The organism is Sporosarcina sp. Marseille-Q4943, assembly GCF_943736995.1.
Classification (GTDB): Bacteria; Bacillota; Bacilli; order Bacillales_A; family Planococcaceae; genus Sporosarcina.
The window spans coordinates 568,753-589,585 of sequence record NZ_OX031157.1 but is presented as its reverse complement, the minus strand read 5'-3'; the positions used below and the strand labels follow the sequence as shown (position 1 = coordinate 589,585).

Below are 20,833 nucleotides of genomic sequence, written 5' to 3'. Positions count from 1 at the left end.
TTTCTAACTTTATCTGTCACGAAATAAATTTCCGAAAGGAGCACAACAAGTATGGATTACTTTGATCGATTTGCCATACCTCATCCTAGTCCTGCAATTTACGCGTCTATGGTAGCCATTGGTCTCACCGTGATTGCGATTCTTATAGGCTTGACATATTTTAAAAAATGGGGCTATTTATGGCGTGAATGGTTGACAACTGTTGACCATAAACGTATCGGCATCATGTATATCATTGCCGCATTGCTCATGTTATTCCGAGGCGGCGTAGATGCGCTTATGATGCGGGCGCAAACTGCAGTGCCTGACAACAAATTGTTAGATGCACAACATTACAACGAAGTTTTCACGACCCACGGGGTTGTCATGATTATCTTCATGGCGATGCCATTCATTTATGCGCTAATGAACTTCGTTGTGCCTTTGCAAATCGGGGCGCGTGACGTAGCGTTTCCTCGTTTGAATGCACTCAGTTTTTGGTTGTTCTTTATGGGTGCGATGTTATTCAATATCTCATTCGTCATCGGTGGTTCTCCTGACGCCGGCTGGACTTCATACTTCCCGCTTGCTGGGAATGACTTCAGTCAATCTGTCGGAACGAATTATTATTTGATGTCGATTCAAATTGCCGGAATTGGTACGTTGATTTCGGGCATTAACTTCATTACAACAATCTTCAAGATGAGAGCACCCGGCATGAAATTGATGAAAATGCCGATGTTCACGTGGACTGCTTTAATAACGAATGCAATCGTAGTTTTCGCATTCCCAGTCCTTACAGTTACACTTTTGCTAGGGACGATGGACCGTCTATTTGGAACTCATATCTTCTCGATGACAAATGGCGGAATGGATATGCTTTGGGCGAACTTGTTCTGGGTTTGGGGACATCCGGAAGTATATATCCTCATTTTGCCGGCATTCGGTATATATAGTGAAATCATTTCCACGTTTTCACGTCGTAACCTTTACGGTTATACATCGATGGTTGCTTCAATTGTGATCATTTCCTTCTTCTCATTCTTAGTTTGGACTCACCACTTCTTTACGATGGGGCAAGGACCTTTGACTAATAGTATTTTCTCCATTACGACAATGGCGATTGCGATTCCGACGGGAATTAAGATCTTTAACTGGCTGTTGACGATGCGGAAAGGGAAAATTGAATTTACAGTTCCGATGTTGTATTCAGTAGGGTTCATCCCGATCTTCACAATCGGCGGAGTGACAGGAGTTATGCTCGGTATGGCGAGTGCCGATTATCAATACCATAATACGATGTTCTTGGTAGCGCATTTCCATTACACGATCATTCCAGGTGTTGTATTTGCAATGTTGGCCGGTCTTACGTATTGGTGGCCGAAAATGTTCGGCTTCATGCTCAATGAACGAATCGGAAAATGGGCATTCTGGTTTATCGCAATCGGCTTTAACGTGACATTCTTCCCGATGTTCTTCACTGGATTGGATGGGCAAGCGCGCCGACTGTACACGTATTCTGAAGCAACTGGATATGGTCCGTTGAACATGCTTTCCTTCGTGGGAGCTGTTGGTTTGGCGATTGGCTTCGCGTTAATCGTCTATAACGTCTATTACAGCACGCGCCATTCTTCAAGAAACATCGGTTCCGATCCGTGGGATGCTCGTACGCTAGAATGGGCGACACAGACTCCCGTTCAATCGTATAACTTTGCGAGAACACCACATGTCGATTCCATTGAAGCATTCTGGGATCATAAGAAAAATGGCCAACCTATATTCAAAGGGGATATTGAAAAGATTCATATGCCGAATAACAGTGGAGTGCCGTTTATTATGAGTTGCATCTTCTTTGTTTGGGGCTTCTCGTTCGTATTCAGCATGTGGATTCCAGCGATCATTACGACGATTGCAATCTTTGCATGCATGGCTCACCGTTCATTTGAAAAAGACGACGGTCATTACATTTCCGTCAAAGAAATTGAAGAGACAGAAAAAGATAGCGAGGTGTTAGCATATGAAAATAGATAACTCACTTCCGCTCGAATATGGTACAGAACAGAATAAATTGAACATACTTGGTTTCTGGATCTTCCTAGGAGCCGAAGTGATGCTGTTTGCAACGCTTTTTGCGACTTATTTCACATTGGAGAATCGGATCGGAAACGGACCGGCTGGTGCGGAGATTTTCGAACTCACGCCGGTGCTTATTGAAACGATTTTGCTGTTAACAAGTAGCTTTACAATCGGCCTTGGCGTACATGCGATGCGGCTCGGTAGAAAAAATGCGATGATGACATTCTTTGCAATTACATTGCTTCTAGGTTTGGCGTTCCTGGGTGTGGAGATTTATGAGTTCACACATTACGTCCATGTTGGCGCAGGCCTTCAAGTGAGTGCGTTCACAGGCATCCTTCTGACAACGTTAGGGACGCATGGTGCGCACGTGACACTCGGTCTCTTCTGGGGATTGTTCATCATCATGCAAGTGAAAAAACGTGGTTTAACGCCAGAAACGGCCAATAAATCATTCATCTTCTCGCTTTACTGGCATTTCTTAGATGTCGTCTGGATTTTCATCTTCAGCTTCATCTACTTGAAAGGAATGATGTAAAATGAGCGAATTATTCCCACGTAAACAAGTAATGGGATTTGTCTTTTCGTTAGTTCTGACTGCTGCAGCACTGACGGTCTATTTCTTGGATCTGTCGTTTGCTGTAGGAATGACGATACTTTTGGCCACTGCCTTCATACAAGCGGCAGTACAGCTTGTCGGCTTTATGCATGCTGGTGAGTCGGAAGACAAAGTGGCGATTTACGCAAATATTTATTACGGAATCGCTATCGCACTCGTCACCATCTTCGGAACGTTGTTAATCTTGGTTTGGGATATGTAATAAAAAAGAAAGGAGCGCCTCTATGGGTGCTCCTTTCTTTTTTTTATTGAATGCTTCGCATACCTTTATCCGTCTTTTCCAGCATTTCTTCCGTGGCGACAAAGAAGACCCCCATTAGGAAGATAAAAATAGCTCCCATTACAGTTCCAATTCCGATGCCGGTGATTGCGCTGTAATCGCTTACAAAGAAACCGTACAAGAAAATGGAGATTCCGATGGCTAGCACTGTAAGACCGACAACCTTAACGGCATTCAACATCTTAAATTTGGATTCCATTACCAACACCCCTTTTCTCTATTATTGACGTTGTTCACAAAGTTGTCAAACTTTTTTGGTGTTTTATTCTAGAAACTTAGCTGTTTATTCTAATTTTAGTTGTTCGGGATTCTTAAGGACGTTTTTAAACATGCAACATATGATAATAGAGATTAGAGAAGGGACTGAGAAAATGTATTATTATCCTTACGGGTATTTATATCAAAACCCTAATTGTTGTAATACGTCAATGTATAACTACGGTAGAGACCCAAACTACTTATCCTATCCTTACGGGATAAATCATGGTAACCGTGTGTTTAATGGTAATGAAAAAGGAATGTTAAAAGATTATGGAGCTAATCCTTTTGTCATTAATATTAACGAAGCAACTAAGCAAAACGATACGTATCGAACCGCTTTATGGACGGGAACACATTTACAAGTTACGTTAATGAGTCTCGGTGTAGGTGAAGATATCGGTTTGGAAATGCATCCTGATGTCGATCAATTCCTTCGTATCGAACAGGGGCAAGGGATTACCCAAATGGGTAAGAGTAAAGGTGATTTAAATTTCAGAAGAAATGTCTATGATGATTCTGCCATCTTTGTACCCGCTGGCACATGGCATAACTTAACGAATACAGGTGATATCCCATTAAAACTTTATTCGATATATGCCCCGCCTAATCATCCATTTGGAACTGTTCACCGGACCAAAGCAGATGCAATGAGTGAAGAGCGAGGTAACGGTCGTCATAATGGGAAGACCGTTGTTTCAGGCAAGACTCCCGATGAATGGGTCCGATACACCGAGTTACTCGTGAACGAAGGATTGGAGGATGTAAAGAGGGGAATAAATGCTACCCATATCCTTCAAGAGTTTATTCTAATGGGGGTTCTAGTAGGAAAAGGATATACTCCGGAAAAAGCATATGAGACAGTGGAAGAATGGGAAAGAACTGGGGAATCCAAACTTCTCCAACAAAGTAAGAACTTAACTATAGGCAGGTCTTTATAATGCACCTTGGAAAGCCATGTTATAGAAGTTTTCCAGTGGGATTAGTCATTTTTCTTTGAAATCCCCCTTAAAAACAGACCCTGGCTAAGCTTACCGGGTCTGTTTATTGAGAAGGAGTTTTCTTTTTGAAGGGAAGAGTCATTATTTTGGTGAAAGAATATATCTTTACTGTTTTAGGGGGAGTTTAGACGATGTTTCGAAGTGAACACTTGTCCTGATTAATTTTATTCGAATTTTCGAGTATGTTTTGCTACTGTGAATCTTACTTAATATCCTCCTTTGAAGAAGGAAGCACCTACAATAATTAAGAGAATGAACAGAACTACGATTAATGCGAAGCTGCTGCCATATCCATATCCATATCCATATCCACCTGTACCTGCACCCATAATATAACACCTCCCTCATGAATAGTAATACATTATATGTGGCAGTTTTGTGGAGGATTGGACATACATCAGGCGCATAAGAAAAAATAGGACAATTAGTTAGTCTTCAGAAGTCTGTCATATCTAAGTCGTCAGTGCAATTTTGAACACAAAAAAAACAGCCCCTAGGCATCCGGCCTAATAGGACTGTTTTGGAGAAGGTTGTTGTTCCGACAACCTTCCTACGGGTTTGGCACCCAATGATTCCGACTGGGCTCGAACCAGCGACCTCTACCCTGTCAAGGTAGCGCTCTCCCAGCTGAGCTACGGAATCGGGAATGTCGTGCTTGCTTACTGCACATTTATTATTATAGCTTGTTTGCGATAGAAGTCAACACTTTTTCTAAAAGTTTTTTAAAGCAACGAAAAAAAGGTAGAATATGAAGAAAAGAGGTGATCATAATCGATACACAATTTTCGCTTCCGTTTACGTATGACTTTGATAGAGCGCTGGAAAGATTGGCGAGTGATCCCGTGAATGCCGTCGATTTGAAGAAACGTGAAATTCGCATTCCGATGGAAGAAGGGAATATCGTCAGTCTATGTAGTGTGGGCTCGACGGAATCTCCAACCTTCATACTGAGAGATGCAATTGGTGATAAACAGGTTGATAAGATCCGCTCTATTTTTCATTTTGACCGACCGTTGGATACGATTGCAAACCATTTCGTAGGTACCGATCTTGAACAGCTCTTTAAGGATCATGCCGGAACGCCTCTCATCCGAAGTTTTTCACTTTACGGTACGTTAATGAAAAACATTATCCATCAACAGTTGAACCTAGCGTTCTCCCATGTACTGACGTTGCGCTTCGTAGAATCGTTCGGCACCCGGCAGGAGGGAGTTTGGAGATATCCAGATCCCGAAACGATTGCCGCTCTCGATGTGGAGGATTTGCGAAAGCTTCAATTCAGCGGACGGAAAGCGGAATATGTCATCGGCCTGTCGCGGTCGATCGTGGACGGAGAGTTGGATTTGTCGAAGTTTTCGCAGATGGACGATGATGAAGTGACGAAAGAAATGGTCAAGCATCGCGGAGTTGGCCCGTGGACTGCTCAAAACTTCCTTATGTTCGGGTTAGGTCGGCCGAATTTATTTCCATTAGCGGATATCGGTCTTCAGAATGCTTTAAAACGTTTGTGGGATCTCGCCCGTAAACCGACCGCTGAAGAAATGATGGCCCGCTTTCCGTCATGGTCGCCGTTCTTAAGTTATGCTGCGCTATATTTATGGAGAAGCATTGAATAACAAATAGTATAAGCTATCCGAAGCTGAGCATAAAAAAGCTTCCCGTTAAAAGGGAAGCCTGGTCAATTAATGTGTATGCGTTTGGTTTGAATTTTGTTCCATTTCATGTTGTTGGTCAAAGTAGAGGAAAGTTTCATTGTCTAGGTCTGTAATTCGCTCCTTGTTGAGACCTAATGAAAGATTTCCTTCAAAAATTGTTTCCCACCAAGTATCTGTTGTTGTCATGTTCATTTCCTCCATTTCATTCCTTGTTGGTTTTGGCTATGTGATATGTCTTTACCCTCGAAAGAGAAGGACTAAAACGCTTACTTCCGAAAAGGAACCATTAGACCTATTGCTTGTTGACTCGTTTAGCATGCCGTTTTTCATTGATTCCACAAGCTAAAGTATTCAAATATCGGGACCAAAATAATGAATTATGTAATCATAGTATATGTTGGGACCCATTTCCCCAAACTGCGTAATTGGTCGGAATTTGTAGAAATGAATTCAGTTCTTTTGCTATATTGACAATTAAAATTGTTGAAGGAGGATGATTGCTGTGGGAATTGCTCAAAAAATCGACTCAATAATCGCTTTTCAGCACAATTTTTATTATTCCGGGGCAACGAAACATGTTGAATTCCGGTTGGAAATGTTGGAACGATTAAAGAAAGCAATTGAATTAAGAGAAAAAGAAATATTTGAGGCGTTACAAAAGGATTTAGGAAAAAGTCCATTTGAATCGTATGTGACGGAAGTAGGCTTCGTGTTATCAAGCATTTCTTTCATGATGAAACATTTAAAGGAATGGATGGTGCCGGAACGTGTGAAAACACCTGTACATCTACAGCCGGCAAAAAGTTTCATCTTGCGGGAGCCATATGGTTCGGTATTGATTGTTGGGCCATTTAACTACCCATTTCAATTAATTATGGACCCGTTAGTTGGCGCTCTTGCAGCAGGGAATTGTGCTGTCGTTAAACCGTCTGAAGCTACTGTGCATACCGCGAAAGTCATAAAAGAAATAGTAACGGAAATTTATCCGCAAGATTATGTACAAGTCGTCGAAGGAGGGGTCGAAGAAACATCTGCGCTTATCCATGCACCTTTCGATTACATCTTTTTCACTGGTAGTGCAGCAGTCGGGAAGATTGTCATGAAGGCAGCAGCAGAACGGCTGACGCCGGTCACGTTGGAACTAGGTGGCAAGAGTCCTGTCATCGTCGATCAGACGGCGATTATTAAAAGGGCAGCGGAACGGATTGTTTGGGGGAAATTCATAAATAACGGCCAAACTTGTGTCGCTCCTGACTATGTCCTCGTCCATGAGACCGTGAAGAAAAAACTTCTTAAGGAAATCATCAGTTGCATCCGCGGTTTCTATGGAGAAGATAGTGCCGAAAGTGAGGATTATGGCAGAATTGTAAATGAAAAGCATTTTGATCGACTAACCGAGATGATCAATAAGGAAAAGAGCCATATTATCTTTGGTGGAAAATCGGACCGTGATGATCTATACATAAGTCCAACGTTATTGGATGGCGTTTCATGGGACGGTCCTGCTATGCGGGAGGAAATATTTGGTCCGATTCTTCCTATATTGACGTATCAAAATTTAGGTGAGGTAATTCACCGGATCCGTCAAATGCCAAAACCGTTGGCAGCCTATTTTTTCTCGGAAAACGAAGAGGCACAGGAATATTTCTTGGAACATCTATCATTTGGCGGAGGATGCATCAATGATACTATTTCCCATGTGGGGAACATCCATCTGCCCTTTGGTGGAGTTGGGGCATCCGGCATGAATGCCTATCATGGAAAAGCTAGCTTTGAGCTGTTCACACATTCGAAATCAATTTTGAAGAAAAGTACAACAGTGCCAATACGACTCGGATATCCACCATACGGCAATAAACTTTCAATTGTAAAACAACTGTTGCGTTGAACTGAAATAAAGTAACGTGCGAAGTGATGTAGGAAAAACTTCTTCGCACGTTTAGTATGGTTAATATATTGGCCGTCAGTCCGCAATTTTAGCAAGACCGTTACTTCTATGAAGCGAATAAATCGGGAAAGTAACGGTCAATTCAGTGCCGTTCTTCCTGAGTCTGTTAAACTCAATATTCCCTCCATGATCCAGCACGATTTTTTTTGTAATGACGAGCCCCAGCCCTGTAGCCCCTTCTTTCGTCGTAAAGAACGGCATGAATATTTGACTAAATGTCTCTGGCTCCATACTATAGCCGTTGTCGCTCAACGTAATGGAAATCGAATTATTAATGATCGAATTGAAAAACGTGATGCTACCGCCGTCCTGTACTGCCTCTATTGAGTTTTTCATCAGGTTGATGAATACTTGTTTCAAGCTTTCTTCATTCCCGAAAACAGATGACGGATACTCCGCTAAAAATAGCGAGCAATTAATTTGTCGCATCTTCAGCTCCGAGTTGAATAGTTCAATTACTCCAATGATCGTGTTTTCTACATCTATTTCTTGCCGCTTTTTAATATTCGGTTTTGATAAAATTAGGAATTCATTCGCGATTAAATTGATCCTCTCGATTTCACTTTCCATTATTTCTGTGTAAGCGCGATAAGGGTTTTCCGGGTCTTCATTCATCAGTTGCACGAATCCATTTACCGAAGTCATCGGATTTCGTACTTCATGGGCGACAGTCGCAGCAATTTCACCGATGGCATTCAGCTTTATCGCTTCGATTTTCATGCGCTCTGCTTGGAGTTTTTCCGTTATATCACGGGTGATGAGGGATAATGCTACGATTTCCTTGTTTTTATCATAGATCGGTGCAACGGTCGTTTCAGCTTCAAATATAGTCCCGTCTTTACGAAGCTCTTTTGAACGTATATTTTTAAAGCTTCTTCCTTGTAAAAGGTATTTTTGACGATTTGCGATTACTTCGAATTCCGATGGCGGGGTCAGTTGAATGGATTTGCCGACACACTCTTCTTTTTTCCATCCGTACATATCTTCAAATGCAGGGTTGACAGCAAGCAGCTTTTCGTCAAGACTGAACACTGCAATCGCATCTTGAGCGTGCTCGAAGAACAAATCCAAATAACCCTCCTTAGATGAGAGCGTCTTGCTCATCACTTCCTTTTCAATGAGCAGCTTTTTCATTTGCGGGCCGATTTTCACCGAGAAAATAAATAGAAGCGACATAATGATGACGAATAGAAAGCTATAATGGATAACCATTTTTGCATCTGTGACTGGGTTGAAGTATGGACCTAATACTTGGAATAATACGGTCAATTCGATTGTCGTGAATACTAGCATTGTTACATGTAAGTATTTATCGCTATACAGATGAGATATGATAATTGGAAAAAGTAAAAAGAAAAGATAAGGGAAATCAGCGTTTATGAATAGCAAGGAAAGAATATAAAAATTGCTTCCGAAGACGATGAGCCAACTAATTATTTTTTGATCAAGCTTGCCGTAATGCAGAAGTCCAAAGAGGCTGAGGTTGAAGAGTGCACCGGCTGCAATTGGCAATATATATGATTGTTGTTCAAAAAAAGGTGAAGCAATCAATTGAACGAAGACGATAATACTGAAAGAAATGATGAGGTATTTATTTTTCGATTGAATACATTGACCGTTTTCCATTGATGCACCTCGGAAAGTAGTAGTAATATAAGTATCATAACTCATTTGATTTAATTTGGAAACAGAAATTTCAGAAAAAGAAAAGAGGGAAATGGAGTATGCATCTGTTTAATGAAACAAGTACGATTGGGTTGCTGAAAAAGTTAGTGGAAACGCCAAGTCCATCCGGTTTTACAGAAAGAGTCATGCAAGTCATCACTGATGAACTTGGAGACATCGGAGTTCCGTTCAAACGGACGAATAAAGGTGCGGTGATCGCGACCTTGAAAGGTAAGGATGATTCACGCCACCGGCTGTTGACCGCCCATACAGATACACTTGGAGCAATGGTGAAAGAAATCAAAAGCAATGGAAGATTGAAATTAACGATGATTGGCGGATTTAACTGGAACGCGGTTGAAGGTGAGTATTGCCATATACATACTGCTGCCGGCAAGGAAGTTCGCGGGACGATTTTAATGCACCAAACGACGGTGCACGTATACCGCAATTCGGGAAGCGCAGAGAGAAATGCGGACAATATCGAAGTCCGTATCGATGAAAAAGTGACGAATGCAGCTGAAACGAGGGCGCTTGGTATTGAGGTGGGGGACTTCGTTTCATTTGATCCAAGATTTGAAGTGACGCCGACCGGCTTTATCAAATCAAGGCATCTTGACGATAAAGCGAGCACTGCACTTCTTTTGGAACTGATCCGTTCATTGAAGGAAAATGGTACGGAACTGCCGAATACGACCCATTTTTACATTTCGAACAATGAAGAGATCGGTTATGGGGGAAATTCGAATATACCGGAAGAAACTGTTGAGTATATAGCTGTTGATATGGGTGCGATTGGTGATGGACAAGCTTCCGATGAGTACACCGTATCCATCTGTGCGAAAGATTCAAGCGGTCCTTACCATTATGCACTTACGAGGCATTTGACGGCTCTTTGTGAAAAAGGGAGCATTCCGTTTAAGCTTGATATTTACCCTTATTATGGATCGGATGCATCCGCTGCAATCCGTGCGGGCTTCGATGTCCGACATGCGTTGTTTGGCCCTGGCATCGAATCGTCCCATGCATTGGAGAGGACGCACGTCGATTCCTTGAAAGCGACAGCACAATTATTGCATGCATATGTAACATCCGAGATGATGGATTAAAGGAGATCTAGTTATGGAGACCGGTTATTTATTTTCAAGTTTACCAATAAAGAAGGTGGAGGGTACTCTGCCTGAAACAGTTACGGACCTCGCAGTCGATTCGCGTTCTGTCAATGCGGGTGGTGTTTTCGTCTGTATAAAAGGGTTCACCGTAGATGGACATGCATTCGTTTCAAAAGCGATTGATAATGGGGCAAGAGTGATCGTGGCGTCACATCCTGTTGAAGTCGATTTGGACAAGGTGGCGGTCGTCTATGTGGAAGACACATCAAAGGCGATCTCTTTGCTTGCGCCCCGTTTTATGAACTATCCTTCCAAACGGATGACGATGATCGGTGTTACGGGAACGAACGGGAAAACGAGCGTCAGCAATATGCTCCATTCCGTTTTACGCTACGTGGGCGAGAAGTCTGCAGTGACAGGAACGATTGGATTCAATTTAGACGGCGTCTTATTTGAAACCGAGAATACGACCGCGGACGTGCTGACGACACAACAAATGATTAAGCAAGCGGCTGATGCCGGATGCTCGACGATGACGATGGAAGTCTCTTCACACGGACTTGTGGAAGGAAGATTGGCGGGTACTGAATTTGATATTGCAATCTTCACGAACTTATCTCATGACCATTTGGACTACCATGGAACGATGGAACATTATGGCCATGCAAAAGGGCTTTTATTCGCGCAGCTTGGACAAGACCTGGAACAGTCGAAATTCGGTATAGTCAATGTGGACGATCCGTGGGGAGAGCGGATGGAAGAAATGACTTCCTTCCCGGTGTTGACATATGGTGTCCACAATCATGCAGATTTCCGTGCAACGGATATTAAGCTGACGGTGGACAGCACTTCGTTCCGCTTAGATTCACCGGCAGGAGGCTTCGACGTCACGATGGAGCTGATTGGTGAATTCAATGTATACAATGCTCTAGCGGTCATCGCGGCCTTGTATGCGAAAGGGATTGAGATCGACGTGATTCTCGAGGGGCTTGCGGTCATTCCTTCCGCTAAAGGTCGGATGGAGAAGGTCGAAACGGATTTGCCACTGACAATCTACATCGATTACGCTCATTCGCCTGATGCAATTGAAAAGGCGATTCAAGCGGTTCTTCCTTATAAAGATGCGAAGAGTAAATTGATTTTCGTCATCGGGACAGGAGGCAACAGGGATCGCATCAAGCGTCCGATCATGGCAGAAAAAGCGTCAATCGCCGATTATGTCGTATTGACGACGGATGATCCGAGAGATGAGGCGTACGAGACGATCTTGTCTGAGCTCGAAGCAGGGATGCAACACGACAAGTACGCGTGCATCGGAGATCGAGAGGAAGCTGTCCGACATGCAGTTTCAGTCGCGGGTGAAGGAGATATTATCATCTTTGCAGGAAAAGGTCATGAAGACTTTCAAATCGTCGGCAGGGAAAAGCTACCCCATTCCGACGCCTCCATTGCCTTGGACGAAGCTGAAAAGAAATTTGGAAAAGGATATATAGAGAAATAAGAGGATAAAGAGCTGTCATTTGGGCGGCTCTTTTACTTTTTGCAAAAGACTTTACACAATGAAGAAAAAATTGTTGAAAATGATTTGCAATCTGTCTATGCTTAGAAAAGCGGAAAAGAAGGAGTTCAGACAAAATGCAAAAACCTATACATGAAGAAATTGCATCACGGCGCACGTTTGCGATCATTTCCCATCCTGACGCTGGGAAAACGACAATGACGGAAAAACTGCTCTATTTTGGCGGTGCCATCCGTGACGCAGGTACAGTAAAAGGGAAGAAGACAGGCAAATACGCGACATCCGACTGGATGGAAATCGAAAAGCAACGTGGAATTTCAGTAACATCCTCAGTGCTGCAATTCGACTACGACGGCAAGCGTGTCAATATTTTGGACACACCGGGACACGAAGACTTCAGTGAAGACACATACCGTACACTGATGGCGGTTGATGCCGCAGTCATGATGGTAGACTCGGCGAAAGGAATCGAGCCCCAGACAATCAAACTTTTCAAAGTATGCCGGATGAGAGGCATACCGATTTTTACGTTCATGAACAAAATGGACCGTCAAGGGAAAGAACCCCTTGAGTTGATGGAAGAATTGGAAGAAGTATTGGAAATTGAATCATACGCGATGAATTACCCGATTGGTATGGGGAAAGAATTCATCGGCGTCTACGACCGATACAATAACCGCATCGAGCAAGCGCGTGTTGAAGGGGACAGCCATTTCCTTCCGTTGAACGAAGAAGGCGAGCTGGCAGTCGAGCACCCGATGACGGAAACGTCCTATTATCAGCAAGCGCTTGAAGACGTTTTGCTCCTGAATGAAGCTGGCAATGAGTTCGATGTGGAACGGGTTGCAAAAGGTGAATTGACGCCTGTATTTTTCGGAAGCGCATTGACTAATTTCGGCGTACAGACATTTTTGGAGACATTCCTTCAATTTGCACCTGCTCCACAACCGAGAAAAACGAAGGATGACCAACTTGTCGATCCGAATTCCGAGGAATTTTCAGGCTTCATTTTCAAAATCCAAGCGAATATGAACCCTGCTCACCGTGACCGTATCGCGTTTGTCCGGATTGTTTCCGGCGGGTTCGAAAGAGGAATGTCGGTAACCGTTCCTCGTATTTCGAAAACGATCAAATTATCTCAGACGACCCAATTCCTCGCGGATGACCGTGAAACGGTTAACGAGGCGGTCGCAGGCGACATCATCGGTTTGTATGATACAGGGAACTATCAAATCGGCGACACTGTCGTCGGAGGGAAGTCGAACTTCCAATTCGAAGCACTGCCGCAATTCACGCCTGAGCTGTTCGTCCGTGTCACAGCGAAAAACGTTATGAAATCGAAGCATTTCCATAAAGGGATTCTTCAGTTGGTCCAAGAAGGCGCCATCCAGTATTACAAAACATTGCACACGGAAGAAGTCTTATTAGGTGCTGTCGGCCAACTCCAATTCGAAGTGTTCGAGCACCGTATGAAAAACGAATACAATGTGGACGTCCATATGGAGCACATCGGTTCCAAAGTAGCCCGCTGGATTGAAAATGAGAGCGACGTGAAAGAGTCGATGACGGGTCAGCGTTCCATGCTCGTGAAGGACCGTTATGACAATCTCGTATTCCTTTTCGAAAACGACTTTGCGCTACGTTGGTTCGGCGACAAATATCCGGACATCCGTCTGTACAGCCTATTATAATTATTACCTCACCGGAAGACTTAACATATCAAGTCACTCCGGTTTTTTATATAGCTCGCGATTGATGTTAAATGCGACTTTCAATATGATAGAAGTAAGCGTTTGTTTCACGAAAGGGATGTGCAAATGAAAATCAGCAATTTTTCCATAAGACGACCTGTCTTTACGATTGTGACAATGTTCTTAGTCATCATCCTAGGGGCAGTTTCCTTCTTCAAAATTCCGGTGACACTCATTCCTGAGTTGAATCCGCCGGTAGCTGTCGTCGTTACTAACTATCCAGGAGCTTCCTCCACCGAAGTGAGTGAGAAACTGACGAAGCCGCTGGAGGCAAGTTTATCTACCGCGCCTGGCTTAAAATCAATGCAATCGTCTTCACAGGAAGGCGCAAACTTCATTCTTCTCATGTTTGACTGGTCCACTAAAATCGATGATGTACAACTGGACATCATGCAACGCATCGACCAAGTGCCGGTTCCTGAAGGCGCGAATGCTCCTAGATTCATGAAGTTCGACCCTGCCCAATTCCCGGTCATTCAGTTATCGCTTCGGACGAGCTCGGAAGAAGCGGATATACGAGATATTGCCGAAAGGCTCGAAACTGAGCTAAGGCGGACGAAGGGAGTCGCGAGCGTCACAGTTACAGGTAAACTGGTAGAAGAAGTTCAAGTCATCCTTGATCAGAAAAAGCTTGAGAATTTTGGGCTAGTTCAGTCGGATATTGTTCAGGCGATCCAAGCGAACAATGTATCGATGCCTGGTGAACCGATTGAAACAAACGACGGAAAGCAACTGACAACGAGGATCATTAGTGCACTGACGACAATAACTGACATCAGGAATGTCGCCGTCGGTGTCAATCCGCTGACTGACGGCAAAGTGAGAATTGCAGATGTTGCAGACGTTGCGATGCTTGAAGCAAAATCGAGTTCTGAAACGAGGGCAAATGATCAGCAGGCTGTCCTCATGTCGGTGCTGCAGGAATCTGGTGCAAATACAGCAACGGTTTCAACAGCATTCAAGGATGCGTTGGATAAGTTACTTGCACAAGAGGAATATAAAGGTGTCGAAGCGGATATTCTGTTCGACCAAGGTGACTATGTGAAGCTCGCCGTTGGAAATATAGGACAATCATTGTTGCTTGGCGGATTATTTGCGATGATCGTTCTATTCTTATTCCTAAGGGGAATTAAAAGCCCAATCATTATCGGCATCGCCATTCCCTATTCGGTCATCGTCACGTTTGTGCTTATGTTTTTTGCCGATTTTTCGCTCAACATCATGACGCTTGGCGCGTTGGCGCTAGGAATCGGGATGTTGGTCGATAACGCGATTGTTGTTATTGAAAACATCGAACGGCATATAGCGATGGGGAAAGATAGGGTAGAAGCGGCAAGGGATGGTGCTAAAGAGATTAGCGGCGCTATTACCGCTTCGACATTGACAACACTTGCTGTGTTTGTCCCCGTCATTTTCATAAGTGGTTTGATTGGGCAGATTTTCACGGAATTCGCATTGACGATTTCGTTCAGTCTTTTTGCGTCCCTCGTCGTTGCATTGACAGTAGTGCCGATGATGGCAAGCCGGATGCTTACGCGGCCACGAAAAAATATCGAAGCGAGAAGACGCCGTTCAAAGACGTTGAACAGATTTGAACGATCTGTTAAATGGTCGCTCAGGCACCGTGCTGTCATACTGCTTTTGACGGTCGTCCTTCTTGCCGGGAGCGGTTTCGGTTTATTCAAGGTTGGCACTGAATTTCTTCCCCCGACGGATGAGGGCTTCTTCAGCATCTCTATTAAGATGCCGAATGGGTCATCGCTATCTTCCACAAATGACGTCGTGAAAAAGATAGAGAGCAGGTTGAAAGAGGAAAAAGATATCGATGTTTATGTCAGTCTTATCGGAGGGACGCAGCAAAGTATGGCGCAAGGCGGATCGGAATCAGATCGTGCCGAAATGTACGTCAAGCTCGCACCTCTTGCCGAAAGGAATCGTTCAGTATTCGAGTTTGTTGATGACGTACAACCCGATGTGCTGAGTCTAGTAGGAGAAGATGCAAGCGTCAGCTTTGACATGCAGACTGCAGCGGGATCCAGTCCGAATACATTATCTTTTACATTGAAAGATACGAACGAGGCAAGACTGAACGAATCGGTAGCTAAACTCGATGCAGAACTGCGGAAATTGGATTCGGTACTTGAAATTTCGAATAATCTTCAAGATACGGTCGAAGAGATCCATATTGATGTAAATCGAGAGAAGGCATCCGACCTTGGACTCGCGCCTTATCAAATCGCGCAAACTGTGAATTCAATAACACGCGGTCAATTTGCTTCGCAATTCGTTGATAAGAAGGAGAATGTTGTCTCAATCGTCGTACAATACGATGAAAGGTACCGGAACAGCATTGAGAAACTGAAGCAGCTCAAATTGAGAGCGCCGTCTGGTGCATTCATTGCACTACGTGACGTCGCAAAGATTTCCATTGAGGAAGGGCCTGTTTCCATCCAGCGTGTCGACCAAGCCCACTCGGTCACCTTCAATGTAAAATATGAATCGTCTAGATCACTAGGCGACATGACTACCAAAGTGAATGAAATCGTGGAGCGCATCGATCTGCCTGATGAGACGGAAATGTCCTATGGCGGCGATCGGGAACTGTTCGAGAGTGCCATCAATGACATGCTCATGGCGATCGTCCTTGCAGTTGTCCTCGTCTACATCGTCATGGCGGCGCAGTTCGAGTCATTCAAGTATCCGTTCGTCATCATGTTCTCCGTGCCGCTAATGGTAATCGGGGTGGCAATCGGCTTATTTGTGACGAACACGCCGATCAGCGTGACTGCGGTCATCGGCATTCTCGTGCTCGTCGGTATCGTCGTCAATAACGGAATCGTCCTCGTCGATTATATAAATCAGCGGAAAGAGGCGGGCATGTCTTCGTATGACGCTATTATCGCATCAGTGCGGGATCGTGTCCGGCCAATTTTGATGACAGCCTTGACGACGATTCTAGGATTGTTGCCATTGGCGCTCGGCATCGGTGAAGGGACGGAAATGAACCAGCCGATGGGGATTGCTGTTATCGGAGGATTGATCAGTTCCACCTTCCTGACGCTGTATATCGTTCCAATCATCTATAGCTTGTTCGACCGGCAAACGAGAAGACGAGCCGTTGAAATAAATAAATAAAAGCTTCATGCCCGGAGATGCAAAATGTCTCTGGGTTCTCTTTAATTTCAAATAGTATGAATGATTATATGAATCTGTTTATTATAGTGCTATAATGGATGAAAAAGAGGAGAAACTATGCGAACTCATTTTTTTACAGGATTTCCAGGGTTCATTGCAACTGAGCTCATTAAAGAGTTAATCCGTCAGGACGAGGCTGAAAAGATTTATGTGCTAGTCTTGCAGCATGAAGCTGAAAATGCGCAGCAAAAGATTCGTGACATTATGAAAGAGGTTGGCGAAGAGGTTCCTGTAGAAATTATTATCGGCGATATTACAGAGCCAGATCTTGCGTTGTCGAAGGAAAGTCTTTCAGAAATACGTAGGTTTAGGCTGACCATATGGCATTTGGCCGCTATTTACGACCTCGCTGTAAAACCCGACATTGCTTGGAAGGTGAACGTTGAAGGAACACGTCGAGTGAATGAGTTTGTTGAGGGACATCCGTTGATAGACCGATACATGTATTTCAGCACAGCGTATGTCGCTGGTTTGAGAGAAGGTCTTTTATTGGAAACGGAACTTATTCGCCCGGAAGCTTTTAAAAACCATTATGAGGAGACGAAATTTGAGGCGGAGCTCCTTGTTGAAGATCTTAAAAGCAAAAAGCCGACCACGGTTATCCGACCGGGAATTGTCCGTGGACATTCCGTGACGGGGGAAACGATAAAGTTTGATGGACCTTATTTTTTCATGAATATGATAGACCGTTTACGATGGTTGCCTTTCATTCCGTACGTTGGAAAGACGCAATCCCGCATCAATGTCGTCCCGGTCGATTATATTCTCAAAGCTTCAATCTACCTCTCCAGTAAAGAAGAAGCGGTTGGCATGACAGTCCATTTGACAGATCCTTCGCCACACCCTGTTGAAGAAGTTTTCAGGGCAATGACAATTGCGTTAACCGGTAGGAAGCCAAAAGGAAGAGTACCTCAGAAGATTGTTGAATTGGCGCTTACACCTACTCTTGTTCAGCGGAAGCTGGGGGTTGAAATCGAGACATTGGATTATTTACATTGGAATTCCCATTTTGATACATCGGTAGCCGAAAAGCTTCTCGGAGGCAGCTTAATCGTCTGCCCGGATTTCATAAAAACAATCCCGTCCATGGCGAAATACTATGAGAAACATAAGCGTAACATCAATTTTCACATCAAAATAGGTGAATAAATTGTGTCCGGAAATATTTGATGGTATAATCACTACAGAATCACTCAACAACTCAATAATTCTTTTGACAGTTGTCAAAGGGGAGTAGCTATAGGGCAACCTATTTCATAGTCGTCAATACATGGCAAGCGCCATCGGTTATGATAGCAGGATTTTGACTACATAAAGTGAAACTTCAATCAGTGGAGGCTTTTACCACTGATTGTTAGTTGAACCGATCGGGCATTTACTGTCTGATGATACCCGATAGCGGGTATTTTACAGACAGTTAATGCGGGATAAATTTCTGACTTAGCGAGACCTTTGCCTTTTATTAGGTGAGGGTTTTTTTATTTGGAGAAATAAGGAGGAAATAAGTTGGAAGCAATATTATTGGAATACGCATGGGTACTAGTTGTATTGATTGCACTCGAAGGATTGTTAGCTGCGGATAATGCTGTTGTCATGGCTGTTATGGTGAAACACCTTCCGAAGCCGCAACAGAAAAAAGCATTATTCTATGGGCTGCTCGGGGCATTTGTCTTCCGTTTCGCTGCGTTGTTCATGATTACGTTTTTAGTGAATATTTGGCAAATACAAGCGTTAGGGGCGGCGTATCTATTATTCATATCGATCAAAGCCTTATTAGATAGAGGGAAAGATGATCATGATGATGTGAAAAAACAGCGAAAGCAATCCGGCTTCTGGATGACGGTGTTTAAGGTGGAGCTTGCAGATATCGCATTCGCCCTCGATTCGATGCTTGCTGCAGTCGCTTTAGCAGTGACATTGCCGGAGCTTGGTGACTTTCATATCGGTGGCATCAACGGAGGACAATTCGTCGTCATGTTGCTCGGCGGAATCATCGGTCTCGTCATTATCCGCTTTGCTGCAAGACAGTTCGTTGTGCTTCTTGAGAAATACCCATCCCTAGAAACAGCGGCATTTCTCATTGTCGGCTGGGTAGGGGTTAAATTGGTCGTGTTGACATTGTCGCATCCTAAACTTCAGATTATCGATGAGGCGTTTCCACATTCGACAATTTGGAAGTCAATCTTCTGGGTAGTCCTTTTGGCAATTGCTGTAGGCGGTTACTTGACAGCCATGGCGAAAAATCGAAAAAAAGCGTGATGCACATTGACCGGTACATGATAAATGTACCGGTCAAAGTTTTTTCATTGTAGTTTTCTTTCCTTTTTCAGAGAAGTTCACTAAAATGGGAAGATGATTCCCTCTTTTTAGAAAGGTCTGATCTTATGAAATTCACAAGGGAAAATCTCCATCGGTTTACACCTGCACAAGTTATTGTGTTTTATTATTTCTTGGCTATCGGATTTTCCTTCTTATTGTTGAATTTGCCGGGTGTTTATTTGCCGGGCGTCGACGTCAGCTTCATAGATAGTCTGTTCACAGCTGTAAGTGCGGTGAGTGTGACTGGACTGACTCCTATTAGCATAGGGGACACCTATTCGGTCTTCGGGTTATGCATGCTCATGCTCGTCCTTCAATTAGGCGGCATCGGTATCATGTCGATCGGGACCTTTTTCTGGCTATTGGTCAAGAAGCGAATCGGACTTCGTGAACGTCAGCTTATTATGGTGGACCATAACCAATATTCGCTAGCCGGAGTTGTCGAGCTCATTAAACAAATTGTTCGGATTATCTTTTTGATTGAAATCACTGGTGGAATTATACTGACATTGTATATCATGAAGTATTACGACTCGTTCCGTGAAGCATTGTTGAATGGGATGTTCATGTCGGTATCCGCAACGACGAATGCCGGTTTCGATATTACCGGATCCTCGTTGCACCCTTATTTCAATGACTACTTCGTGCAAACTGTCACGATGATTTTAATTGTCCTTGGCGCCATCGGTTTTCCGGTCCTCATCGAAGTGAAGAGCTTTTTCTCGAAGAAAGTGCCCAATTTCAGGTTTTCTCTCTTCACGAAAATTACGACGGTCACTTTCGGTCTACTTCTTTTATGGGGGGCTTTGCTCATATTCATCCTGGAGTCATTCCACTCTTTCAAAGGGCTCGCATGGCATGAAAAAATCTTTGCATCATTGTTTCACTCTGTCTCTTCACGGTCCGCCGGATTGACGACGTATGATATTACGCAGTTCAGTGAGGCGACTGACATTTTCATTTCTTCCTTGATGTTCATCGGGGCTTCCCCGAGTTCGGTAGGTGGGGGGATTCGGACGACAACATTCGCCATCGCGTTGCTGTTCCTATTCAACTTTGCCCAGGGCAATAATGTCATCAACATATTCCGACGTGAAATTAAGCTTATAGACGTCTACCGCTCTTATGCAGTCATTTTGCTTGCGGCGGTTATGGTTATGACAGCTTTGCTTATTTTGCTCCTTACTGAAAAGGACGTGCCGGTCGTCGCACTATTATTTGAAATTACTTCTGCATTCGGTACTTGCGGCATGTCGCTCGGGATTACATCCGACTTGTCTGTTATCGGTAAATTAATCATTATGGTACTTATGTTTATTGGACGGGTCGGACTTATTTCGTTCCTGTATACATTAGGCGGGAAGACGAACAAAAAGCCTTTTTCCTATCCTAAAGAACGTGTCATTATCGGATGAAAAAGCATCTTTCCTTCAATGAGAGGAAAGATGCTTCAGAC

At 43.8% G+C, this 20,833-nt stretch carries 17 protein-coding genes and 1 tRNA gene; 13 read left to right on the top strand and 5 right to left on the bottom strand.

What is annotated here, in order from left to right:
- Positions 1-51: 51 nt before the first annotated feature.
- From qoxB to qoxD, 3 genes are read left to right on the top strand one after another with little or no spacing between them, the layout of a single operon-like run.
- The gene (gene qoxB / locus NIT04_RS11745; RefSeq protein ID WP_252503787.1) at positions 52-2,010 is read left to right on the top strand and encodes a cytochrome aa3 quinol oxidase subunit I; all 1,959 of its coding nucleotides are present in this window, start codon (positions 52-54) and stop codon (positions 2,008-2,010) included.
- A complete protein-coding gene (gene qoxC / locus NIT04_RS11740) occupies positions 1,997-2,593 on the top strand; it encodes a cytochrome aa3 quinol oxidase subunit III (protein ID WP_252503786.1) in 597 nt (198 codons plus the stop codon). The genes qoxB and qoxC overlap by 14 nt, the downstream gene beginning before the upstream one ends.
- A 1-nt stretch (position 2,594) precedes the next feature.
- Positions 2,595-2,876 carry a cytochrome aa3 quinol oxidase subunit IV gene (gene qoxD / locus NIT04_RS11735; protein WP_252503785.1) on the top strand — a complete coding sequence of 94 codons (282 nt, stop codon included), beginning with the start codon at positions 2,595-2,597 and terminating at the stop codon, positions 2,874-2,876.
- Positions 2,877-2,919: 43 nt separating this feature from the next.
- On the opposite strand, the gene NIT04_RS11730 is transcribed toward qoxD, so the two are convergent.
- Positions 2,920-3,153 carry a hypothetical protein gene (locus NIT04_RS11730; RefSeq protein ID WP_252503784.1) on the bottom strand — a complete coding sequence of 78 codons (234 nt, stop codon included), beginning with the start codon at positions 3,151-3,153 and terminating at the stop codon, positions 2,920-2,922.
- Between the two features lie 130 nt (positions 3,154-3,283).
- Between NIT04_RS11730 and NIT04_RS11725 the strand changes: the two genes are divergently transcribed.
- Complete coding sequence (locus NIT04_RS11725) at positions 3,284-4,153, top strand: cupin domain-containing protein (protein WP_371922541.1); 870 nt, start codon at positions 3,284-3,286, stop codon at positions 4,151-4,153.
- Between the two features lie 266 nt (positions 4,154-4,419).
- Here the strand turns inward: NIT04_RS11725 and NIT04_RS11720 are convergent, their stop codons facing one another.
- Positions 4,420-4,542 carry a YjcZ family sporulation protein gene (locus tag NIT04_RS11720; protein ID WP_252503783.1) on the bottom strand — a complete coding sequence of 41 codons (123 nt, stop codon included), beginning with the start codon at positions 4,540-4,542 and terminating at the stop codon, positions 4,420-4,422.
- 240 nt (positions 4,543-4,782) lie between these two features.
- Positions 4,783-4,855 (bottom strand) — tRNA-Val (locus NIT04_RS11715).
- A gap of 119 nt (positions 4,856-4,974) precedes the next feature.
- On the opposite strand from NIT04_RS11715, the gene NIT04_RS11710 reads away from it, so the two are divergent.
- Positions 4,975-5,829 (top strand): DNA-3-methyladenine glycosylase, encoded by an 855-nt coding sequence (locus NIT04_RS11710; RefSeq protein WP_252503782.1) that lies wholly within the window; start codon positions 4,975-4,977, stop codon positions 5,827-5,829.
- Between the two features lie 66 nt (positions 5,830-5,895).
- Here NIT04_RS11710 and NIT04_RS11705 read toward each other — a convergent pair whose 3' ends face one another.
- The gene (locus NIT04_RS11705) at positions 5,896-6,054 is read right to left on the bottom strand and encodes a hypothetical protein (RefSeq protein WP_252503781.1); all 159 of its coding nucleotides are present in this window, start codon (positions 6,052-6,054) and stop codon (positions 5,896-5,898) included.
- A 316-nt stretch (positions 6,055-6,370) separates the two neighbouring features.
- On the opposite strand from NIT04_RS11705, the gene NIT04_RS11700 reads away from it, so the two are divergent.
- Positions 6,371-7,756, top strand: coding sequence for an aldehyde dehydrogenase (locus tag NIT04_RS11700; RefSeq protein ID WP_252503780.1), 1,386 nt, complete (start codon positions 6,371-6,373; stop codon positions 7,754-7,756).
- A 75-nt stretch (positions 7,757-7,831) separates the two neighbouring features.
- On the opposite strand, the gene NIT04_RS11695 is transcribed toward NIT04_RS11700, so the two are convergent.
- A complete protein-coding gene (locus tag NIT04_RS11695) occupies positions 7,832-9,442 on the bottom strand; it encodes a nitrogen regulation protein NR(II) (RefSeq protein WP_252503779.1) in 1,611 nt (536 codons plus the stop codon).
- 98 nt (positions 9,443-9,540) lie between these two features.
- On the opposite strand from NIT04_RS11695, the gene NIT04_RS11690 reads away from it, so the two are divergent.
- The 7 genes from NIT04_RS11690 to NIT04_RS11660 all read left to right on the top strand — a co-directional run bounded on the left by NIT04_RS11690 (position 9,541) and on the right by NIT04_RS11660 (position 20,792).
- Positions 9,541-10,590 carry a M42 family metallopeptidase gene (locus NIT04_RS11690; protein WP_252503778.1) on the top strand — a complete coding sequence of 350 codons (1,050 nt, stop codon included), beginning with the start codon at positions 9,541-9,543 and terminating at the stop codon, positions 10,588-10,590.
- A 13-nt stretch (positions 10,591-10,603) separates the two neighbouring features.
- Positions 10,604-12,094 (top strand): UDP-N-acetylmuramoyl-L-alanyl-D-glutamate--2,6-diaminopimelate ligase, encoded by a 1,491-nt coding sequence (locus NIT04_RS11685; RefSeq protein ID WP_252503777.1) that lies wholly within the window; start codon positions 10,604-10,606, stop codon positions 12,092-12,094.
- Between the two features lie 134 nt (positions 12,095-12,228).
- Positions 12,229-13,803, top strand: coding sequence for a peptide chain release factor 3 (locus NIT04_RS11680; RefSeq protein ID WP_252503776.1), 1,575 nt, complete (start codon positions 12,229-12,231; stop codon positions 13,801-13,803).
- Between the two features lie 126 nt (positions 13,804-13,929).
- On the top strand, positions 13,930-16,998 hold the full coding sequence (locus tag NIT04_RS11675) for an efflux RND transporter permease subunit (RefSeq protein ID WP_252503775.1): 3,069 nt from the start codon (positions 13,930-13,932) through the stop codon (positions 16,996-16,998).
- 117 nt (positions 16,999-17,115) lie between these two features.
- Positions 17,116-18,207, top strand: coding sequence for an SDR family oxidoreductase (locus NIT04_RS11670; protein ID WP_252503774.1), 1,092 nt, complete (start codon positions 17,116-17,118; stop codon positions 18,205-18,207).
- 357 nt (positions 18,208-18,564) lie between these two features.
- Positions 18,565-19,317, top strand: coding sequence for a TerC family protein (locus NIT04_RS11665; RefSeq protein ID WP_252503773.1), 753 nt, complete (start codon positions 18,565-18,567; stop codon positions 19,315-19,317).
- A gap of 125 nt (positions 19,318-19,442) precedes the next feature.
- Positions 19,443-20,792 carry a TrkH family potassium uptake protein gene (locus NIT04_RS11660; RefSeq protein WP_252503772.1) on the top strand — a complete coding sequence of 450 codons (1,350 nt, stop codon included), beginning with the start codon at positions 19,443-19,445 and terminating at the stop codon, positions 20,790-20,792.
- The last annotated feature ends 41 nt before the right edge of the window (positions 20,793-20,833 follow it).